20 protein-coding genes are annotated in these 17,069 nt (G+C 69.0%); 12 read left to right on the plus strand and 8 right to left on the minus strand.

The annotated features are described in order from the left end of the window. Positions 1 to 14: 14 nt before the first annotated feature. From JOD67_RS23610 to JOD67_RS23620, 3 genes are read right to left on the minus strand one after another with little or no spacing between them, the layout of a single operon-like run. Positions 15 to 887, minus strand: coding sequence for a fumarylacetoacetate hydrolase family protein (locus JOD67_RS23610; RefSeq protein ID WP_205119881.1), 873 nt, complete (start codon positions 885 to 887; stop codon positions 15 to 17). Continuing rightward, the gene (locus JOD67_RS23615) at positions 888 to 1,811 is read right to left on the minus strand and encodes a Gfo/Idh/MocA family protein (RefSeq protein WP_205119882.1); all 924 of its coding nucleotides are present in this window, start codon (positions 1,809 to 1,811) and stop codon (positions 888 to 890) included. Further along, complete coding sequence (locus JOD67_RS23620) at positions 1,808 to 2,839, minus strand: Gfo/Idh/MocA family protein (protein WP_205119883.1); 1,032 nt, start codon at positions 2,837 to 2,839, stop codon at positions 1,808 to 1,810. The genes JOD67_RS23615 and JOD67_RS23620 overlap by 4 nt, the downstream gene beginning before the upstream one ends. 157 nt (positions 2,840 to 2,996) lie before the next feature. On the opposite strand from JOD67_RS23620, the gene JOD67_RS23625 reads away from it, so the two are divergent. From JOD67_RS23625 to JOD67_RS23635, 3 genes are read left to right on the plus strand one after another with little or no spacing between them, the layout of a single operon-like run. Next, positions 2,997 to 4,313 (plus strand): aspartate aminotransferase family protein, encoded by a 1,317-nt coding sequence (locus JOD67_RS23625; RefSeq protein ID WP_205119884.1) that lies wholly within the window; start codon positions 2,997 to 2,999, stop codon positions 4,311 to 4,313. A 27-nt stretch (positions 4,314 to 4,340) separates the two neighbouring features. Beyond that, positions 4,341 to 4,676, plus strand: a complete 336-nt coding sequence (locus tag JOD67_RS23630) for a DUF3817 domain-containing protein (RefSeq protein ID WP_205119885.1) — start codon at positions 4,341 to 4,343, stop codon at positions 4,674 to 4,676. 16 nt (positions 4,677 to 4,692) lie between these two features. Continuing rightward, positions 4,693 to 5,211 carry a 2'-5' RNA ligase family protein gene (locus JOD67_RS23635; RefSeq protein ID WP_205119886.1) on the plus strand — a complete coding sequence of 173 codons (519 nt, stop codon included), beginning with the start codon at positions 4,693 to 4,695 and terminating at the stop codon, positions 5,209 to 5,211. Here the strand turns inward: JOD67_RS23635 and JOD67_RS23640 are convergent. Continuing rightward, a complete protein-coding gene (locus tag JOD67_RS23640; protein ID WP_205119887.1) occupies positions 5,208 to 6,683 on the minus strand; it encodes an MFS transporter in 1,476 nt (491 codons plus the stop codon). The genes JOD67_RS23635 and JOD67_RS23640 overlap by 4 nt on opposite strands. 88 nt (positions 6,684 to 6,771) lie before the next feature. Here JOD67_RS23640 and JOD67_RS23645 point away from each other — a divergent pair, with 88 nt between their 5' ends. Beyond that, complete coding sequence (locus tag JOD67_RS23645) at positions 6,772 to 7,188, plus strand: MarR family winged helix-turn-helix transcriptional regulator (RefSeq protein ID WP_307782520.1); 417 nt, start codon at positions 6,772 to 6,774, stop codon at positions 7,186 to 7,188. A gap of 317 nt (positions 7,189 to 7,505) precedes the next feature. Here JOD67_RS23645 and JOD67_RS23650 read toward each other — a convergent pair whose 3' ends face one another. Further along, positions 7,506 to 8,486, minus strand: a complete 981-nt coding sequence (locus tag JOD67_RS23650) for a type IV toxin-antitoxin system AbiEi family antitoxin domain-containing protein (protein WP_205119889.1) — start codon at positions 8,484 to 8,486, stop codon at positions 7,506 to 7,508. 192 nt (positions 8,487 to 8,678) lie between these two features. On the opposite strand from JOD67_RS23650, the gene JOD67_RS23655 reads away from it, so the two are divergent. Further along, entirely contained in the window at positions 8,679 to 9,323 is a 645-nt protein-coding gene (locus JOD67_RS23655) for a DUF5701 family protein (protein ID WP_205119890.1), read from the plus strand. A 29-nt stretch (positions 9,324 to 9,352) separates the two neighbouring features. Then, positions 9,353 to 9,850: a redox-sensitive transcriptional activator SoxR gene (soxR, locus tag JOD67_RS23660; RefSeq protein WP_205119891.1), complete on the plus strand. Its 498-nt coding sequence runs from the start codon at positions 9,353 to 9,355 to the stop codon at positions 9,848 to 9,850. Here the strand turns inward: soxR and JOD67_RS23665 are convergent. Beyond that, positions 9,847 to 10,425: a TetR/AcrR family transcriptional regulator gene (locus JOD67_RS23665; protein ID WP_205119892.1), complete on the minus strand. Its 579-nt coding sequence runs from the start codon at positions 10,423 to 10,425 to the stop codon at positions 9,847 to 9,849. The two genes, soxR and JOD67_RS23665, sit on opposite strands and share 4 nt — an antisense overlap. 98 nt (positions 10,426 to 10,523) lie before the next feature. On the opposite strand from JOD67_RS23665, the gene JOD67_RS23670 reads away from it, so the two are divergent. Genes JOD67_RS23670 through JOD67_RS23690 form a run of 5 tightly spaced genes read left to right on the plus strand, consistent with a single transcriptional unit; the run spans position 10,524 to position 14,144 of the window. Then, positions 10,524 to 10,958 carry a nuclear transport factor 2 family protein gene (locus JOD67_RS23670; RefSeq protein ID WP_205119893.1) on the plus strand — a complete coding sequence of 145 codons (435 nt, stop codon included), beginning with the start codon at positions 10,524 to 10,526 and terminating at the stop codon, positions 10,956 to 10,958. 51 nt (positions 10,959 to 11,009) lie between these two features. Next, positions 11,010 to 11,990, plus strand: a complete 981-nt coding sequence (locus JOD67_RS23675) for a DNA glycosylase AlkZ-like family protein (RefSeq protein WP_205119894.1) — start codon at positions 11,010 to 11,012, stop codon at positions 11,988 to 11,990. Continuing rightward, positions 11,987 to 12,847 carry an alpha/beta fold hydrolase gene (locus JOD67_RS23680; RefSeq protein ID WP_205119895.1) on the plus strand — a complete coding sequence of 287 codons (861 nt, stop codon included), beginning with the start codon at positions 11,987 to 11,989 and terminating at the stop codon, positions 12,845 to 12,847. Before JOD67_RS23675 ends, JOD67_RS23680 begins: the two co-directional genes overlap by 4 nt. Further along, positions 12,844 to 13,455 (plus strand): LysE family translocator, encoded by a 612-nt coding sequence (locus JOD67_RS23685; RefSeq protein WP_205119896.1) that lies wholly within the window; start codon positions 12,844 to 12,846, stop codon positions 13,453 to 13,455. The genes JOD67_RS23680 and JOD67_RS23685 overlap by 4 nt, the downstream gene beginning before the upstream one ends. Next, the gene (locus tag JOD67_RS23690) at positions 13,452 to 14,144 is read left to right on the plus strand and encodes a B3/B4 domain-containing protein (protein WP_205119897.1); all 693 of its coding nucleotides are present in this window, start codon (positions 13,452 to 13,454) and stop codon (positions 14,142 to 14,144) included. The genes JOD67_RS23685 and JOD67_RS23690 overlap by 4 nt, the downstream gene beginning before the upstream one ends. On the opposite strand, the gene JOD67_RS23695 is transcribed toward JOD67_RS23690, so the two are convergent. Continuing rightward, on the minus strand, positions 14,145 to 14,543 hold the full coding sequence (locus JOD67_RS23695) for a peptidase inhibitor family I36 protein (RefSeq protein ID WP_205119898.1): 399 nt from the start codon (positions 14,541 to 14,543) through the stop codon (positions 14,145 to 14,147). 144 nt (positions 14,544 to 14,687) lie between these two features. Next, complete coding sequence (locus JOD67_RS23700; protein WP_205119899.1) at positions 14,688 to 15,401, minus strand: winged helix-turn-helix transcriptional regulator; 714 nt, start codon at positions 15,399 to 15,401, stop codon at positions 14,688 to 14,690. Between the two features lie 49 nt (positions 15,402 to 15,450). On the opposite strand from JOD67_RS23700, the gene JOD67_RS23705 reads away from it, so the two are divergent. Beyond that, positions 15,451 to 16,884 carry a serine hydrolase domain-containing protein gene (locus JOD67_RS23705; RefSeq protein WP_307782521.1) on the plus strand — a complete coding sequence of 478 codons (1,434 nt, stop codon included), beginning with the start codon at positions 15,451 to 15,453 and terminating at the stop codon, positions 16,882 to 16,884. The last annotated feature ends 185 nt before the right edge of the window (positions 16,885 to 17,069 follow it).

The raw sequence follows: 17,069 nt of genomic DNA on the forward strand, positions 1-17,069 counted from the left end.
AGCCCTTCTTGGGTTCAGGCGACGCGATTGGTCAGGATCCCGAAGTCGACACCGGGACCGGTGATGCTGACCGACACCTCGTCGCCGGACTTGAGGTAGTCCCCCGTGGTCGAACCGACACCGGCCGGCGTGCCGGTGAGAATGACGTCGCCCGGCTCCAGCGTCATCAGCCTGGAGGCGTGGGCGACAAGCTCCGCGACGTTGAAGATCATGTGTTTCGTGCTGCCCTGTTGGCGGATCTCGCCGTTGCGGCGCAGCTCGATCAGGAGATCCTGCGGGTCGGGGATCTCGTCCGCGGTGATGAGGTACGGGCCGACGGGCGCGAAGCCGTCGAGCCACTTCCCGGCGAGCCAGTCGAAGAACCACACGGCCTTGTCGTCGGTGTCGCGCGGGTAGCCGTAGTCCATCGAACGCGCGGAGACGTCGTTGCTCGCGGCGTACCCGGCGACGACGTTCAACGCGTCCTGCTCGGCCACATCTCTTGCCTGCTTGCCGATCACGACCGCGAGCTCGGCCTCCCAGTCGACCTCTTGGCTGACCTTGGGGTACGGGATGTCGTCGCCCGGGCCGATCAGCGCGGTCGGCGGCATCAGGAACAGGCGAGGGGAGATGCGGGAACGGTCGAGCGGCGGTCCGCCCGATTCGACGACGTGGTCCTGGTAGTTCGCCGCGACGCCGAGCAGCTTGCCGGGACGCGCGATCGGGGTGACGACCTTGACGTCCTGGAGCCTGTGCGTGCTGCCCGTGGTGGGGGTCCAGGTCGCGAAGTCGGGCTCCTGGGCGAGCAGCTCTGTCAGGTCACCGGGGCCGAGCTCTCGTACCTCGTCCGCGCCGACGAGCTGGCCGTGGTACCTCCGGCCGTCGCGCTCGAAGCTCAGCAGCCGCACTCAGGACACCTCCTCGAGATGGATGGGAACGCCTTTGGCGATGGACTCTTGGGCGGCCTCGACGACCTGCTGGGTCGCGAGGGCGTCCTGCGGGCCGACGGCCGGTCTGCTGCCGGTCTCGATGGCTCGTTGGAGGTCGTCGAGCATGCGCGTGACCGTGCTCTGACCCAGCCAGCGCGAGCTCTTGCCGGCCTCGTTGCGCACTGTCAAGGCTGGCTTGGCAGCGTCGACCAGCAGGACTCCGTGCGAGCCGCTGACCCGGTACCTGTGCACGGCGAAGCCGGACTCGTCCTTCGTCGCGGTGCGTCCCACGGTGAGCGTGGCGGTCACGTCGTGGTCGAGGTCGAGGCAGATCACCGCGAGGTCGTCGGGGGAGTCGTCGTGCCAGAACGTCCCGCCGGTGGCCCAGACCTTGCGTACGGCGAGGCCGGTCATCGCCCGGAGCACGTCGATCGGGTAGAGCGCGAAGTTGACGAGCTCGCCAGCGGGGCAGGGGTCGCCGCCGGCGACGAGGAAGTCGCCCTGCACGTTCCACGGCAGCCCGATCCTGCCACCGGCGATCGCCGCGCTGGTGGACTGGATCGTGGGGTGATACCGCAGGTGGTGCGCGGGAAGACAGATCGTGCCGGCCTGCTTGAAGGCCTCGTCGATCGTCCGGAGGTCCGCGGCGGAGCCGGCCAGCGGCTTGTCGACGAGGGCGTGCTTGCCGGCGTTCGCGATCCGCGTGAGCGTCTCGACGCGTTCGTCGAGCGGAACGCAGACGCTGACCAGGTCGACCTCGTCCGAGGCCAGACCTTCAGCCAGGGTGGGGAATTCGACGAGCTCGAAGCCGGGGTGAGCCTCGAACGCGGGCGCGTACATTTGCCGCTGGTGGTCCTGGGTCGGACCCAGGCCGGCGTTGCCGGCGAGCAGGACGTGGATCACGCCGCCTCCTCGAGCTGAACGGGGAGCCCGGTCTGGATGGACCGTTCGGCGGCGACACCCATCGCGACCGCTCGCCTGCCCTCTTCCGCGGACATCGCGCTCGGTTCGCCCATGATCGCGGCGAGGAACGCCTCGAGCTGCGCCTGGAAGCCGTTCGTGGAGACCGGCGGGACCTGACCAGTGCCTCGTTCGTCGATCACGAGCGAGGACTCGCCGTCCCAGGCGAGCGCTAGCTCGCCCTTCGTTCCCGCGACCAGAACGTCGCGGTGTCCGATGTTGGCCGGGCGGTGTCCCCGGCTCATCTCGCAGATCGCGGTGGCTCCGTTCTCGAACCGCAGCACCATCTCGAGGTAGTCGTAGACGCCGAGCGTCGCGCCGGTCTGCTTCTGCCCGCGCACGTAGACGGTGGCGGGCTTCTCGCCGAACCACCAGGTCACGAGGTCGAGCAGATGGACGCCGTTGTGCAGGCTGTGTCCGCCGGACTTGACCGGGTCGATCATCCACGCGCGCCAGTCCGGCCAGATCCAGCCGCCGAGGATCGCGAACCGCGCCAGGACCGGGCGCCCGATCGTTCCGTCGTCGATGGCGGCCTTGACAGCGCGTGCGTAGTCGTAGTGGCGGTGGGTGTGCGCGGCCATCAACACGGTGTGCTGGTTGGCGAAAGCCTCGACCAGCGCGGTCGCGTCCTGAACGGTGGTGGCGAGCGGCTTCTCGACCAGCATGTGCTTGCCGGCTTGGGCGATCTGCTGTCCGATCGCTCCGTGGGTGTGGTTCGGCGTGCAGACGATGCAGGCGTCGACCTCGGGCCAGCTGAGGGCCTCGGCGAGGTCGGTGGCCCAGCGGGCGCCGCCGTTCGCGTGTGCCGAGGCCGATGCTCGTCCCGCGTCGACGTCGACGATTCCGGCCAGTGTCGCGGTCCCCGCGGCCTGGATGGCGCGCAGGTGTTCGTTGGCGATCGCGCCGGCCCCGACCACGAGCACGCCGGTCTGCTCGGGTCGACTGTCGAGAGTTGCGGAACCACGTTCCATGTCACGACATGATCGGAGTGACCTGGGGCGCTGTCAAGAATGTGAGCTGCGTTTCAACGTGGTCGTGATCCGATTGACACGACCCGTGGCCACACCTATGGTCCGGAGTTGGAACAGCATTCCGTGTCGCGCGAACGGGAACGTCGGAGGACCAACGGTGACCAACGCCAAGCCCCGCGGGCAGAGCCTCTACGAGGAAGCGTGCGAGGTGATCCCCGGCGGGGTGAACTCGGCGACGAGGTACGTCGGGCGGCCGTACGCCTTCACCGGTGCCGACGGCGCGTACATCACCGACGCCGACGGCGGCCGGTACGTCGACTACCACGCGGCGTTCGGCGCGATCCTGCTCGGCCACAACGAGCCGCTGGTCAACGACGCGGTGCGTGGCGCGCTGGACGGCGTCGACCTGATCGGGGCCGGCGTGACGCCGATCGAGATCGAGTTCGCGAAGCTGATCTGCTCGGTGATCCCGTCGGCGGAGATGGTCACGAACGCGATGAGCGGGTCCGAGGCCACCGCGTACGCCATCCGGTTGGCGCGGGCTGAGACCGGTCGGTCGCTGATCGTGAAGTTCCAGGGCGGCTACCACGGCTGGCACGACGCGGTGGCGCGGAACGTGATCTCGCCGCCGTCGCTGGCGTACGGGATGGACCCGGTGTCGGCCGGCATCCTGGAGCAGGCCCTGACCTCGACGCTGATCGCGGAGTTCAACGACCTGTCGTCGGTGCAGGCCCTGTTCGACGAGCATCCGGAACAGATCGCCGCGGTGATCCTGGAACCGATCCCACACAACGTGGGCGCGTTGCTTCCCACGCAGGAGTTCGTGGAGGGCTTGCGTTCGCTGACGTCGTCCGCGGGTGCGTTGCTGATCTTCGACGAGGTGATCACGGGATTCCGGCACACGCTGGGCGGCTACCAGTCGGTGTGCGGGATCACGCCGGACCTGACGACGTTCGGCAAGGCCGTGGCTAACGGTTTTCCCCTTGCGGGGTTGGCGGGTCCGCGTTCGTTGATGTCGCGTTTCACCTCGGCCGGCGGCGACGTGGCGCTGTTGGGAACGTTCAACGGCTACCCGATCGGCTGCGCCGCGGGCATCGCGACGGTGTCGTACCTGCGCGACAACCCCTCCTTCTACGCGCGCACCGAGACGCTGGGGGAGCGGATGCGGTCGGGGCTGCGGTCGATCGTGGACGAGTTCGGCTTCGCCGGCCAGGTGCGCGGCTTCGGCTCGGTCTTCGTTCTGTACTTCATGGACGCCCCGGTGCTCGGGTATCGGGACCTGATGCGGAACGACGACAAGGCCTATCTGGAGTTCCACCGCCGGATGGCCGACGCCGGCTTCTTCATGCTGCCGATGAGCCTGAAGCGCAACCACGTGTCGGGCGCGCACACCGAGGACGACATCGACCGGACGCTGGAAGCCTCGCGCGACGTGCTCAAGGGCATGCTCCATGACGGGGTGCTCACGACCTGAGGACCCGGCCCGAAGTAGGGTCGGAGCATGTCGCAGGTCCTGTTCATCGTCTACCGCATCACCGCGTGGGCGACCGGCTGCACGTTGCTCGCTCTGGTGTTCTGGGCGATGCCGCTGAAGTACATCTGGGACGACCCGTGGGGCGTGCAGTTCATCGGCGTGAAGCACGGGTACCTGTTCGCGTTCTACGTCGTGCTCGTGCTGGTCGTCGCGTACTCGCGGCGCTGGTCGCTCAAGCAGACCGCGCTCGTCGTGCTCGCCGGCACGATCCCCTTCGCGTCGTTCTATGCCGAATGGAAGGTCGCCCGGCTCGAGCGCGCGAAGGAGCGTGCGGCGGAACCGGTCGACGAGGCCTCGCGCTGACGTCATCATGGGGTTCGTGTTGTACGAACCAGGTCAGACCGCGCTAGTCGTCCTCTTCCCGGCGGCCGACGCCGTCGTCCAGGGCTGGCGAGCCGAGCACGACGATGCCGCGGCGCGGGGTGTGCCCGCGCATGTGACCGTGCTCTTCCCGTTCCTCCCGGAGGACTTGATCACCGACCGGGACCTGGACGAGCTCCGGGTGATCTGCGCGGGGCAGCAGGCGTTCGAGGTGAAGTTCGGCAGCTGCGGCAGGTTCACCGACCTGCTCTATCTCGCGCCCGAGCCCGCCGAGCCGTTCCGCGCGCTGACCCAGGCTGTGACGACTCGCTGGCCGGAGGCGCCGCCCTATGGCGGCGCGTACGACGAGGTGGTCCCGCATCTCACGGTGGCGAACGGCGTCGACGGCGCCGCGATGGACGCCGTCGAGGCCGAGCTCTCCCCGCGCCTCCCCGTGCGGGAGCGGGTCGAGCAGGTGGACCTGTTCACGTTCGACGGCGCGACCTGGCGGTCGCGCCGTCGATTCCCGTTGAGTTAGACGTTCTCGAGCTCGGGCAGCCGATCGTCGACCGGCTCCTCGACCGGCCGGGCACGGCGACCCCGGAACAGCAGGCCAGCAGCGATGATCGCCAACCCGATCGTCGCGACGATCGCGACCACGCCGATGGCCGGGTGGTACGCCGCGATCGGGTCGGCCCCGGCCGCGAACCCGGAGGTCAGCACCGCCGTGACGACCGCCAGGACGATCGCGCCGCCGACCTGGAAGGAGGTCTGCACCAGGCCGGACGCGAGGCCCTGCTCGTGGTCGGCGACCCCGTTCGTCGCCTCGATGTTCAGCGCCGGGAACGCCAGCCCGAACCCGATGCCGATCAGCACCATCGTCGGCAGGACCACCGCGACGTACAGCGGGTCGAGGTCGATCCGCAGGAACAGCAGGTACCCCGGAACGAACGCCGCCAGCCCCAGCAGGGTGATCTTCGCCGCACCGAACCGGTCGACCAGCTTGCCGGTCTGCGGCCCGCCGAACGCGACGATCAGGCCGCCCGGCAGCAGCGCGAGCGCCATGATCATCGGCGACCACTGGAGCGTCTGCTGCATGTAGAGCGTGGTGACGAACTGGAAGCCGACATACGAGCCGACGACCGTCATCGCCGCGATGTTCGCTCGTACGATCGCGCGGTTCTTGAAGATCCCGAGCCGCACCAGCGGATGCGGTGATCGTTTCTCGATCGCGACGAACGCGAACAGCAGGGCGACGATCAGGACCAGCGTGCCGAGCGTCCGCAGGCTGAGCCAGCCGGCGTGGGGCGCTTCGACGACGCCGAAGACGAGCAGCAACATCGCGCCGGTCAGGGTGGCGGCACCGGCGAGGTCGTACTTGCCGCGCGTCACCGCCCTGTCCTGCGGCACCAGCTTGATGCCGGCGATGAGAACGGCGATCGCGATCGGGACCGGCAGCAGGAACGTCCAGCGCCAGCCGATCTCGGTCATCAGGCCGCCGAAGATCAGTCCGGACGAGAACCCACTCGCGCCGAACACGGTGTAGATGCTGAGGGCCTTGTTGCGTGTCGGGCCCTCGGGGAACGTCGTGGTGATGATGGACAGGCCAGCGGGAGCGGTGAATGCGGCGCTGACACCCTTGATGAAGCGGGTGACGATCAGCAGCGTGCCGTCGTCGACCAGGCCGCCGACCAGACTCGCCACCGCGAACACCCCGATCGCGATGAGGAAGATCTTGCGCCGGCCGAGCAGGTCGGCGGTGCGTCCGCCGAGCAGCAGCAGGCCGCCGTACCCGAGGACGTAGCCGGAGACGACCCACTGCAGGGCGCTCGTGGACAGGCCGAGGTCGGCTTGGATGGAGGGGAGAGCGACGCCCACCATGGAGACGTCGAGGCCGTCTAGGAACAACGCGCCGCAGAGAACGAAGAGGGCGCCCCACAGACGTGGGCTCCACTTCTCCGTGTTTCCGCCTGCGGGCGCGGTAGTCGAGGGTTGTGTTGCTGAAGCCATGGCTGGGAAGCTACATGCACGTGCATTGATTGCACAAGCAAAATATTCTTTAACAGCTTGTTCGCGTGCATGTGATAATCTGCTCGCCGTGACGCCTGAAGCATCCGCCGATGCCACGCTCGAGCTGGAGTGGCATCACCTGCACGCCCGCTACGCGCTGCTGTCCTGCGCGCTGGACCGCGCGCTGGGGGAGTACGGCCTGGGCGTGAGCGACTTCGAGGTCCTGGACCGCCTGTCTTCGGCCCCGAAGGCGCGGGTGCAGGAGCTCGCGTCGTCCGTTCACCTGAGCCAGAGTGCGCTGTCCCGCGTGGTGGCGCGGCTGGAGCGGGACGGCCTGGTCGAACGGGCGATGTGCCCCGACGACCGGCGGGGAATCTTCGTGGCGATCACTTCAGTCGGCCGCGCCCGCCACGCCGAAGCGGCGCCGACGCGCCAGCGGGTGCTGACCGAGCACCTCAGCGGCCCCGCGCAGGAGAACCACGAAGGCTGCGTCTGCCTGTCCTGATCCACCCGCGCTCGCCTCACCCTCATTCGCCGCGCCTCCGCACGTCCTTCTGGGTCGGGGGCACCCTCGTCCCATAGGTTCGGACAAGGGTGCCCCCGACCCAAGCTCAGGTGGCGGCGACGTTTTGGTGAGGTTGGCGGCGACGTTTTGGGTGAGGGGCACCTTGGTCCCATAGGTTCGGACAAGGGTGCCCCCGACCCAAGCTCAGGTGGCGGCGACGTTGGCGGTGAGGTTGGCGGCGACGTTTTGGGTGAGGGGCACCTTGGTCCCATAGGTTCGGACAAGGGTGCCCCCGACCCAAGAGCGCGCGCCCTGGACTAGGCGGCGGTCTGGGCTTGGACCTGTGGGCGCACTCGGAGAGTCGGCGGCACGCGTTGTCTTGCGGTCTCCAGCGTTTGCCGTATCTCGTCGAGAATCTCGCCCAGTCGAGTCTCGACATCTCCCGGTGCCACGGGAAGAACCAGCAAGCCGTACTTGGTCATCCGCCGTTGTCGTGCCTGTGTTCGCCGGTACGACTGCGGCGAGAGGTGCCAGGCGAGCGAATCGAGCTCGAGCGCCACTCCGAGGTCTGGCCAGACAGCATCGGGTCTGGCGAGCCAGTCATCCGCGGCCGAGAACAGGTCACAGTTCCAGTGTGGTTGAACGATCTTCGCGTCGAGGAGAGCGCGTCGCAACTTGGCCTCGGCCACCGATCGAATGCCCGCCGCGATCTCGCGCACCGCCAGGCGCGGGAGCCTACTGCCAGCGGAGGGGGCTGCCCGAAGTTCGAGGATGAGCTCAGAGACGCTGCAGAGGTTCCGCTGCACGACTTCGGCGACGAGTTCTCTGACAGCGTCGATCGAGTCCAACCGGCGGGTGGCGTCGATGGTTGCTCGCGCGACAGGAGAGCAAGGCAGAGTGATCCGCCACCGATGGCTCGGGAGCCTTCGAGTCCGCTCGACGACGACATAGGACCGAGCTGCGCGTCGCCGATCATGCGGGATGAGCAGGTGGGCCGTCGTGCAGTTCGCCGCGGCTCGTACGCCGTAGAGCCTCAGGGCGGTCAGGCCGGTGAGGATCGAGCCGGTACCGGCGTACAGGTGCGCCGCGATCAGGCGCTGGGTCATCGTGGTGGGACCGCTATGAGTAGCGACGATGCCCGGAAGGACCCGTTGCCAGCTGCCGTTGACCGCAGTTCGGTAGCTGATCGTTTGGCGTGCGATGCCGAGTCGCTCCAACTCCCTGCCGCGCACGACGCCCTGGTGTCGGGCGACAAGGCTTTCCAACGCGTGGTGGTCGATCTTGCGACGTCGGGGCATCAGACCATGATGCGACGTCCGGATAGGTGCGCGTCGCCCGTCCGGGCTCAGGTTGTGGACGACCGCCCCTGTCCCGTGGTCCGTCGTTCGGGTCGGGGGCACCCTCGTCCGAACCTATGGGACGAGGGTGCCCCCGACCCAAACGAGGGGCGCGGACTTGCGGAACTGAACCGTACGCTGTACGGTTCAAGCATGTTCGATGCTGCGCTGGAGTTCGATCGTCAGGTCCGCGTCCTCGATGAGCTCGACTATCCCGCGCTCGCGGGCCTCACCCCCGAAGCGTTCACCGACCTCGTGACACCACTGCGCGAGAAGGCGGTCGCGCGCACCCACGAGGAGCCGACGCGCGAGCGGGTCCCGTTCCTGCTCGTCCTCGCGCCCGGCATGGTCCGGCCCGAGCAGACCGTTCCGCACCTCACGCTGGCCGGCAAGGCCAAGTCCGGCGTCATCGACCGCCACTTCAAGGAGGGCGAGCTCAAGAACTTCGTTCCGATCGAAGGCCTCCCGGTCCCGACGACCGGTGCCTATCTCGCGTTCGGCATCGACCGCGGCCCGGAGTTCCTGAACGTCACGCCCGACGAGGCGATGCCGACGATCGCCGAACGGGGGAGGACGCCGCTCACGATGGAGGAGGGCATCGCGTTCGCCACGCTGTTCCCCGAGTCGCTCGAACCCAACAACTGCTGGATGATGCCCGGCTCGCGCTGCGGCGACCGCCGTGTGCCGGCGGTCTGGATCAGCGACAAGGCGCCGAAGCTCGGCTGGTGCTGGGCGGGCAATCGCCATACCTGGCTAGGTATCGCGTCCTGCGCCGACCGGGTGACGACCTCGAGCTAAGTCGAGGTTCACCGGGTACGGTGGACAACGTGACCACCGTTGCCTGGAACGCCAAGGAGCTCACCGTCGGCCAGCTCTCCACGAGGAGCGGGGTCGCGGTGAGCGCCTTGCACTTCTACGAGTCCAAGGGCCTGATCCGCAGCCGCCGTACGTCCGGCAACCAGCGCCGCTACAGCCGCGACACCCTCCGCAGAGTCGCGTTCATCCGCCTGTCCCAGCAGGTCGGCATCTCGCTCGGCGCGATCCGCGACGCGCTGTCGACGCTGCCCGCCGAACGTACGCCGACGCGCGAGGACTGGGCCCGCCTGTCCGGCGGCTGGCGCGCCGAGCTCGACCATCGGATCCTGCACCTGCAACAGCTCCGCGACGACCTCACCGACTGCATCGGCTGCGGCTGCCTGTCGCTCGACAACTGCCTGCTCGCCAACCGCTACGACAAGCTCGGCGAGGAGGGCCCCGGCCCGCGCCGCCTGCTCGACGCCCACCCCGGCAGCTGCGCGACCACGGTCACCTGCCAGCCGGCCTAAGGTCGCAGACCGTCCGAGATCACGGTCAGCACGCGCCCAGCGATCGCGTCGTCCTGGTCGTGTCGCTGTGCCGCGAGAACGGCGCCGGCGATCAGCGCGACGACGTCAGGAACCTGGACGTCGTCGCGTACGGCGCCCGCCTCCTGGGCGCGCGTGAGCAGTACGCCGAGCGTCGAGCGGAACTCCGCCTGCGCCCCGTCCTTGAACGAGTGCCCGACCATTGCCATCGGCGCCCCGGTGCTCGCCTCCAACGCGTCGCACAGCGCCCGGTTGAAGCGCGCCTGCTCGACCATCGACGAGAAGAACTCGAAGAACGCCGCCCCCGGATCGGACGCGGTCAGCAGCGACTCCGATCGGGCGACGAGGTCCTCGAGCCCACCCGCGACGACCGCCTCGAACAGCGCTTCCTTCGTCGGGAAGTGCCGGTAGATCGTTCCAGCGCCCACGCCGGCCCGCCGCGCGATCTCGTCCAGCGGCACCGCGGCGCCCAGGTCGGCGAACGCCGAACGTGCCGCCTCGAGCACGCGGGCACGGTTCCGGCGCGCGTCGGCGCGCAGCGGCTTCGCGTCGGTCATGCGACCGCCACCTCCACTCGTTGACAACCGGGGCGCGCGTTCCGTATCGTCGAAACGGGGCCAACGTTCCGCATTCTAGCCAACAGGAGATCTGACCAGTGACACCACGCGAAACCGTCGAACGCATGCTGCAAGCCTCGGTGGACAACGCCTGGGACGAGTTCGCCGACCTCTACGCCGAGGACGTCGTCATCGAGATCCCGTTCACGCCGAACGGACAGACCGCCCGCGCCGTCGGTCGCGAAGGACTTCGCGAGCGCGTGAAGTCGTTCGGCACGATGCGCGAGCTGACCAAGGTCGACAACGTCGTCCTGCACGAGACCGTCGATCCCGAGGTCGTGATCGTGGAGTACGACCTGCACGGCCAGTTCCGCGACCAGAAGCCGTTCGTGCTCTCGTACGTGATGGTCGTCCGCGTTCGCGACGGGCTCATCGTGAGCTCGCGCGACTACGGCAACCCGGTCATGACGTCTCGCGCCATGGGCATGGACGTCGACCAGTTCGCCGCGCTGCTGGAGCAGGCGGCCAGGTAGCCGCGCGAAACAGGACAGCCGCTGGCTTGTTCACCGGGTACGGTCGCGGGCATGGTGAAGGTCACGTACGACCAGGTCGTCGCCTACCGCCTGCACGTCAACCACCTGGTCGATCGGTTGCCGCCCGGCGAGTACGAGCGCGCCGTACACGCCGGGTTGCAGGACACCGGTCCGCGCGACGCGCTGGTCAGCCTGCACGCCCGCGTCACCGACTGCCCGCCGGACTCCTGGGAGGACGAACGGCTCGTCCAGGCCTACAGCCCTCGGCAGGCCGTCTACCTGCTGCCCAAGCGAAATCTCGGCGTGTTCACGATCGGGCGACTTCCCAGCGATCCCCAAGCACGTAAGGAGTTCGACGAGCTCACCGACCGTGTCTGCCGCGAGCTCGCCGGCCACGAGCGACGAGGCAGCGGACCGGTGGACATGCGGCAGGCGACCTGGACCGGGCGCGTGGTGATCCGGTGGACCGCGAGCGCGATCTTCACCCGCGAAGTCCCGGCACAGGACATCGATCCGAGCGAAGCCCGTCGCGAACTGTGCCGGCGCCACGTCCACGCGTTCGGCCCGACCACCACTGCCGCGTACGCGTGGTGGACCGGCCTTCCACCGGCGGATGCCCAACGTACGTGGGAAGAACTCGCCGACGAGCTCACGCAAGTCGACGTTGACGGCACCACCGCCTGGATCCTCACCACCGACAAGGACACCTTGACAGCGGCTCCGGAGCCCAAGGGAATCCGCTTGATCCCGGCTCCGGAGCTGAGGCTGTTCGGCCAGGACAAGACCGGGCTGTTCGTCGGCCCGGGCGAACGCCGCAAGCCGCCCGGTCGCGACTCGTTCCACGCGCACGGCGTCGTCGTCGACGGCGAGCTCGCCGGAGCGTGGGGGAGGAGCAAGGGCAAGGTCCGCGTCCGGCTCGCCCGCGCGCTCACCGCCGAGCAGCTGGCGCGGCTCGAACACGAGGTGCTCACGATGCCGATCCCGAACGCGACGATGTCGCTCGTTCTGGAACGTGATGAGATGCCTGCATGAGCTTGCAGACCATCCCCGCCAACGGCGCCGAGCTGTGCGTCGAGACGTTCGGCGACCCCAGCGATCCGGCCATCCTCCTGATCGGTGGGGGAGGCGCCTCGATGGACTGGTGGGACGCGGAGTTCTGCGCGCGGCTGGCTGCGAGTGGGCGTCTCGTGATCCGGTACGACCTGCGCGACACCGGGCAGTCGACGACGTACCCGCGCGGCAACCCCGGCTACTCGTTCCCCGACCTGTCCACCGACGCGATCGGCGTGCTCGACGGCCTCGGCATCGCGAAGGGGAACATCGTCGGGATCTCGATGGGCGGCACGATCGCGCTGGGCGCCGTCCTCCGCTATCCCGACCGGGTGAGCACGCTCACGCTGATGTCGACCAGCCCCGCCGGACCGGGCTCGCCCGCGAACGGGTTGCCGCCGGTCGCGCCGCGGCTGCGGAAGCACTGGGCCAACCCCGTTCCCGACCCGGACTGGAACGACCGGGACGCCTACATCGACTACCTCGCGGCTGACACGGCGGTGTACGCCGGAACCGTCAGCCTGGACGAGCAGAGCCAGCGGGAGCTGATCGGCCGGGCGTTCGACCGCAGCATCGACCCGGGCGCGGCGGGGAACCACGGCGTGCTCAAGGGCGGCACCGACGTCCGTCCGAGGCTCGGCGAGATCAAGGCGCCGACGTTGGTGATCCACGGTACGGTCGACCCGCTGTTCCCGCTCGCGCACGGCGAGGCGTTCGTCGCCGAGCTGCCTCAGGCGACCTTGCTTCCGCTCGAGGGCGTTGGACACGAGGCGCCGCCGCCCGCGACGTGGGACGTCGTCGTACCAGCGCTGGTGGAGCACACGGGAGGATCGCGGTGACCGTCGAGTTCCTGCTGACCACGTTGATCGTCGTCGCGACGCCGGGCGCCGGCGTGGTCTACACGCTCGCGGCGGCGCTGTCGCGCGGCGGCCGCGCGAGCGTGATCGCGGCCGTTGGCTGCACCCTCGGCATCGTTCCGCACCTGGTCGCGGCGATCACCGGGCTCGCGGCGCTGTTGCACGCGAGCGCGACCGCGTTCCAGGTGATCAAGTACGCCGGTGTCGCGTACTTGTTGTACATGGCGTGGTCGACGTGGCGTGACAAGGGCGCGTTGACGGTGCAGGAGGACCAGACGCCGAAGTCGGCGCTGAACGTGATCCTCAGCGGCATCGTGGTCAACCTGCTCAACCCGAAGCTCACGATCTTCTTCTTCGCGTTCCTGCCGCAGTTCGTGCCCGCCAACTCGGCGAACGCCTTGCCGCGGATGCTCGAGCTCAGCGGCGTGTTCATGCTGGCGACGCTGGTGATCTTCGCGATCTATGGTTTGTGCGCGGCGGCCGTGCGGTCGCAGGTGATCTCGCGGCCGCGGGTGATGACGTGGATCCGGCGGGTCTTCGCCGGCTCGTTCGTGGCGCTGGGTGCGCGGCTGGCGGTGACGGACCGATGAGCTCGACGTTCCAGCACTCTTCTGAGCTGTGGCGGGATTATCCGGCGTTGGTCGCGGGTGTCGTGCGGGTCGACGGGATCACCGCTGACGTGTCGGTGTCCGTGGACTCGTTCTACGCGCGGGCTTCGGAGCGGCTGGCTTCGTCGTCGGAGAGCGAGCTGCCGGAGATCCGGGCCTGGCGGCGGACGTTCTCGTCGATGGGGTTGAAGCCGACGCAGTATCGGTGCGCTTCGGAGGCTTTGCTGCGGCGGTTCAAGAAGGAGAGCGCGCTGCCGTCGATCCATCCGTTGATCGATGTGTGCAACGCGATCTCGTTGGCGTACGCGATCCCGGTGGCGGTCTTCGATCTCGCACACGTCGTGGGGTCGTTGGAGGTGCGGCGCGCGGTGGGGTCCGAGCTGTACCTGACGTTCGGCGGGACGGTGGAGTCGCCGGAGACTGGTGAGGTGATCTTCGCCGACGCCGACGGGCAGGCGCATGCTCGGCGGTGGACGAACCGGCAGAGCGCCCGTTCGGCGATCCAGCCGTCGAGCTCGCGCGTGCTGATCGTCGCGGAGGCGCTGCATTCCTCGGCGGACAAGGACGTCGCCGAGTTGGTCGCTTCCGTCGTGTCTGCTCTTGGGGCCGCGTGGTCGGTGGCGCCGCGGTCGGCGGTCCTGTCCGCCGCGGCGCCCTCGTTCGACCTGTAGCTACTGGGAGATCCACATCGAGCTGAAGTAGTCGTTCCAGTCGAAGCCCATGACCGCCCACTCGCCGTTGGGCTCGACGCCGCTGAACGGGCGGCCGGAGTCGGGCGGGGCGTCGATGAAGAGCGTGACCCACTTGCCGGTCCGGTTCTTGACCGAGCTGACAGCGTCGTTGAGCCGGTGGCCGTTGCCGAACGTCCACGAGGTGAAGCTGCGAAACTCGCAGTAGTTGCTGCCGCATCGGAAGTCGGCCACGCCGCCGCCGAAGCGCTCGTGCTCGAACAGGCAGACCTCGTTGGCATCGCATCTTCCATTCCCCGGCGCCGCGGCGTACGCGGGTCCTGGAGTGAGGAAGATCGCGAGGAGACCGAGGATCGCGGCCAGAGCGATTTTTCGTACCATTCGCACCTCCTGGTCAGACAAGTCCCTTGTAATGTGACATGTCCTGATGGCGCGACCATGGCGCGGCGCTTAGAAGGCGTTGATCGTCTTGGGTGCGCTGACGGCGGGATCCGCGAGTTCGGCGTCCGGTGACCCGGGGCCAGGTTAAACGGGGCCCGGCGACACGGGATCCGTCGGCCCGGGGTCCTGTGGCGCCGGATACCGCACGGCTGCGGGAAAGCAGCGCAGCAGGGCGGCGAGCCGCGCGGTGTCGCCCGCCACCTCGGTGTCTGCCCGCTCGACGGCGTCGTGCAGCGCCGCACCGGCGAACACCAGATCGCGCAATGTCGCCGCCTCTGGCACGGTCAGCCACGCATCGGGTTCGGCGTGCTCACCGCGGTCCAATTCGAGGCGCCCGCCAGCAACGGTGATGCGGAACCGGTCGCCCGCGACGTCCAGCTGGCAGCGCACCGACAGCTCACCCGCCAGTTCCGGATCGAAGGTGGCGCGCAGGGCGAACAGCAGCGCGTCGACGCTCAGTTCCGCCGCGCCGTCCTCGGGCAGCGGTGCGCGGCTGCCCCAGTGGGCGAGCGCGCGGAGCACGGGCTCCAGTTCCTGCCCGCGCTCGGTGAGCTCGTACACGGCGGCGGACGCAGGCGGCCCCAGGCGCCTTCGCCGCACCAGGCCGTCGGCTTCGAGCTCGCGCAACCGCTGCGCGAGGACGTTCTGGCTCATCTGCGGCAGCCCGCGGTGCAGGTCGGAGTAGCGCTTCGGGCCGAACACCAGTTCCCGCACAACCAGCAACGCCCACCGCTCGCCGACCGCGTTCAGCGCTCGCGCGATGCCGCAGGGGTCGTCGAACAGCCGCTTCTTACTCATGCACCGAGTGTACTTGCACAACAGGTGTGAACGCTACTAACTTAGGAGCGTGAACCCTGTGACCTCCGCCGACGGCACCGTCATCGGCTACACACGGCACGGCGACGGGCCCCCGGTGATCCTGGCCGGCGGCGGTCTCGACGACGGAACGGAGAACGCCCCACTCGCCGAGGCGCTGGCCGCGCACCGTGCTCAACTCATCCGTTCACCGGTTGGCTGCGCGGCGGGTGGTCCGAGGTGCAGTGGTGTCCTCCCACTGAGGTTGATCCGCTTACGGCACGTCGACAGAGGGCTACCAGTCGGCGCCATTGACGAAGGGAATGACGGGATGACGCTCGACGTGGAGGTGCGTGACCGGGTCGACGCGACCGTCGCGCAGGCCATCGAGGAGGGCCAGGTGCCCGGTGTGGTCGCGGCCGTGGCGCGAGGCGAGGCGGTGCACGTGGCGACGGCCGGCGCGAGCGCGGTCGGCGGGCCGCCGATGGCGCGGGACACGCTGTTCCGGATCACCTCGATGAGCAAGCCGATCACGGCGGCCGCCGTGCTGTCGCTGGCCGACGACGGTGTGCTCGATCTGGACGAGCCGGTCGATCGCCTGCTGCCCGAGCTCGCCGACCGTCGGGTGCTGCGCAGGCCGGACGGCCCGCTCGACGACACGATGCCGGCGCTGCGCTCCCCGCTGGTCCGCGAGTTGCTCACCTTCACGTGGGGCTTCGGGTTGCTGGGCGCGATGCTCACGGCGGAGCAGCCGTGGCCGATCGTCGCCGCGGCCACGGAGCGCCAGGTCATGACGTTCGGTCCGCCGCAATCGGCCGCCGCGCCGGACCCGGACACCTGGCTGGCCCGACTGGGTGAGCTGCCGCTGGTCGCCCCGCCCGGCGAGCGGTGGCTCTACCACACCGGTTCACAGGTGCTCGGCGTGCTGGCGGCACGAGCAGCGAGCATGCCGTTCCCGGACGTCCTGCGCGAACGGGTGCTCGACCCGCTCGGGATGCGCGACACCGCGTACACCGCAGAGACCGGCCGCCTCGCCACCGCGTACGCCCTGCGCGACGGGCGGCTCGTGGAGACCGACCCGCCGGGCGGGCAGTGGTCCCGACCCCCGGCGTTCCCGGACGGCGGCGACGGGCTGGTGTCCTCGGTCGACGACCTCGTCGCGTTTGGGCGGATGCTCGCCCGCGGGGGCGCGCCCGTGCTGCGCCCGGAGACGGCCGCGGCCATGACCGGCGACCAGCTCACCCGCGAGCAGCGGGCGCGGGTGTGGCCGGGCTTCGACATGCTCCTCGGCCGCGGCTGGGGTTTCGGCGTCTCGGTACTCGACGACGGGGGCTACTCGTGGCACGGCGGGCAGGGCACGGCGTGGTGGAACGTGCCCGCGCAGGACCTGACCGTCGTCGTGCTCACCCAGCGCGAGTTCGACGAGAACGGCCCGCCCGCGGTCTGCGACAAGGTACTCGCGGCGGCCCGACCGGTGCGCCAGTAGCCTCGCCACCCGACCCCGACTAGCTTGTTGCTGGGTCAGGAGCTTTGGTGACACGGCGTCGGAGAGACGGGACTTCGGAGATCAGGGCTTGGTGGATCGTGGTGCCCGGGTCACGCCGTGCCCGACGCCGGAACGGAACCAGGCATGGTTCTCTGAACACGTGGATCCGCTTACGGGGCGTTCAG

Source organism: Tenggerimyces flavus, assembly GCF_016907715.1.
Taxonomy (GTDB): domain Bacteria; phylum Actinomycetota; class Actinomycetes; order Propionibacteriales; family Actinopolymorphaceae; genus Tenggerimyces; species Tenggerimyces flavus.

Coding starts and splice junctions, on each gene's coding strand:
- JOD67_RS23700 (WP_205119899.1), bottom strand. CDS start 15,401: ATGAGTAAGAAGCGGCTGTTCGACGACCCCTGCGGCATCGCGCGAGCG.
- JOD67_RS23675 (WP_205119894.1), top strand. CDS start 11,010: ATGGTGAAGGTCACGTACGACCAGGTCGTCGCCTACCGCCTGCACGTC.
- JOD67_RS23680 (WP_205119895.1), top strand. CDS start 11,987: ATGAGCTTGCAGACCATCCCCGCCAACGGCGCCGAGCTGTGCGTCGAG.
- JOD67_RS23655 (WP_205119890.1), top strand. CDS start 8,679: ATGTTCGATGCTGCGCTGGAGTTCGATCGTCAGGTCCGCGTCCTCGAT.
- JOD67_RS23690 (WP_205119897.1), top strand. CDS start 13,452: ATGAGCTCGACGTTCCAGCACTCTTCTGAGCTGTGGCGGGATTATCCG.
- JOD67_RS23620 (WP_205119883.1), bottom strand. CDS start 2,839: ATGGAACGTGGTTCCGCAACTCTCGACAGTCGACCCGAGCAGACCGGC.
- JOD67_RS23665 (WP_205119892.1), bottom strand. CDS start 10,425: ATGACCGACGCGAAGCCGCTGCGCGCCGACGCGCGCCGGAACCGTGCC.
- JOD67_RS23640 (WP_205119887.1), bottom strand. CDS start 6,683: ATGGCTTCAGCAACACAACCCTCGACTACCGCGCCCGCAGGCGGAAAC.
- JOD67_RS23630 (WP_205119885.1), top strand. CDS start 4,341: ATGTCGCAGGTCCTGTTCATCGTCTACCGCATCACCGCGTGGGCGACC.
- JOD67_RS23695 (WP_205119898.1), bottom strand. CDS start 14,543: ATGGTACGAAAAATCGCTCTGGCCGCGATCCTCGGTCTCCTCGCGATC.
- JOD67_RS23650 (WP_205119889.1), bottom strand. CDS start 8,486: ATGCCCCGACGTCGCAAGATCGACCACCACGCGTTGGAAAGCCTTGTC.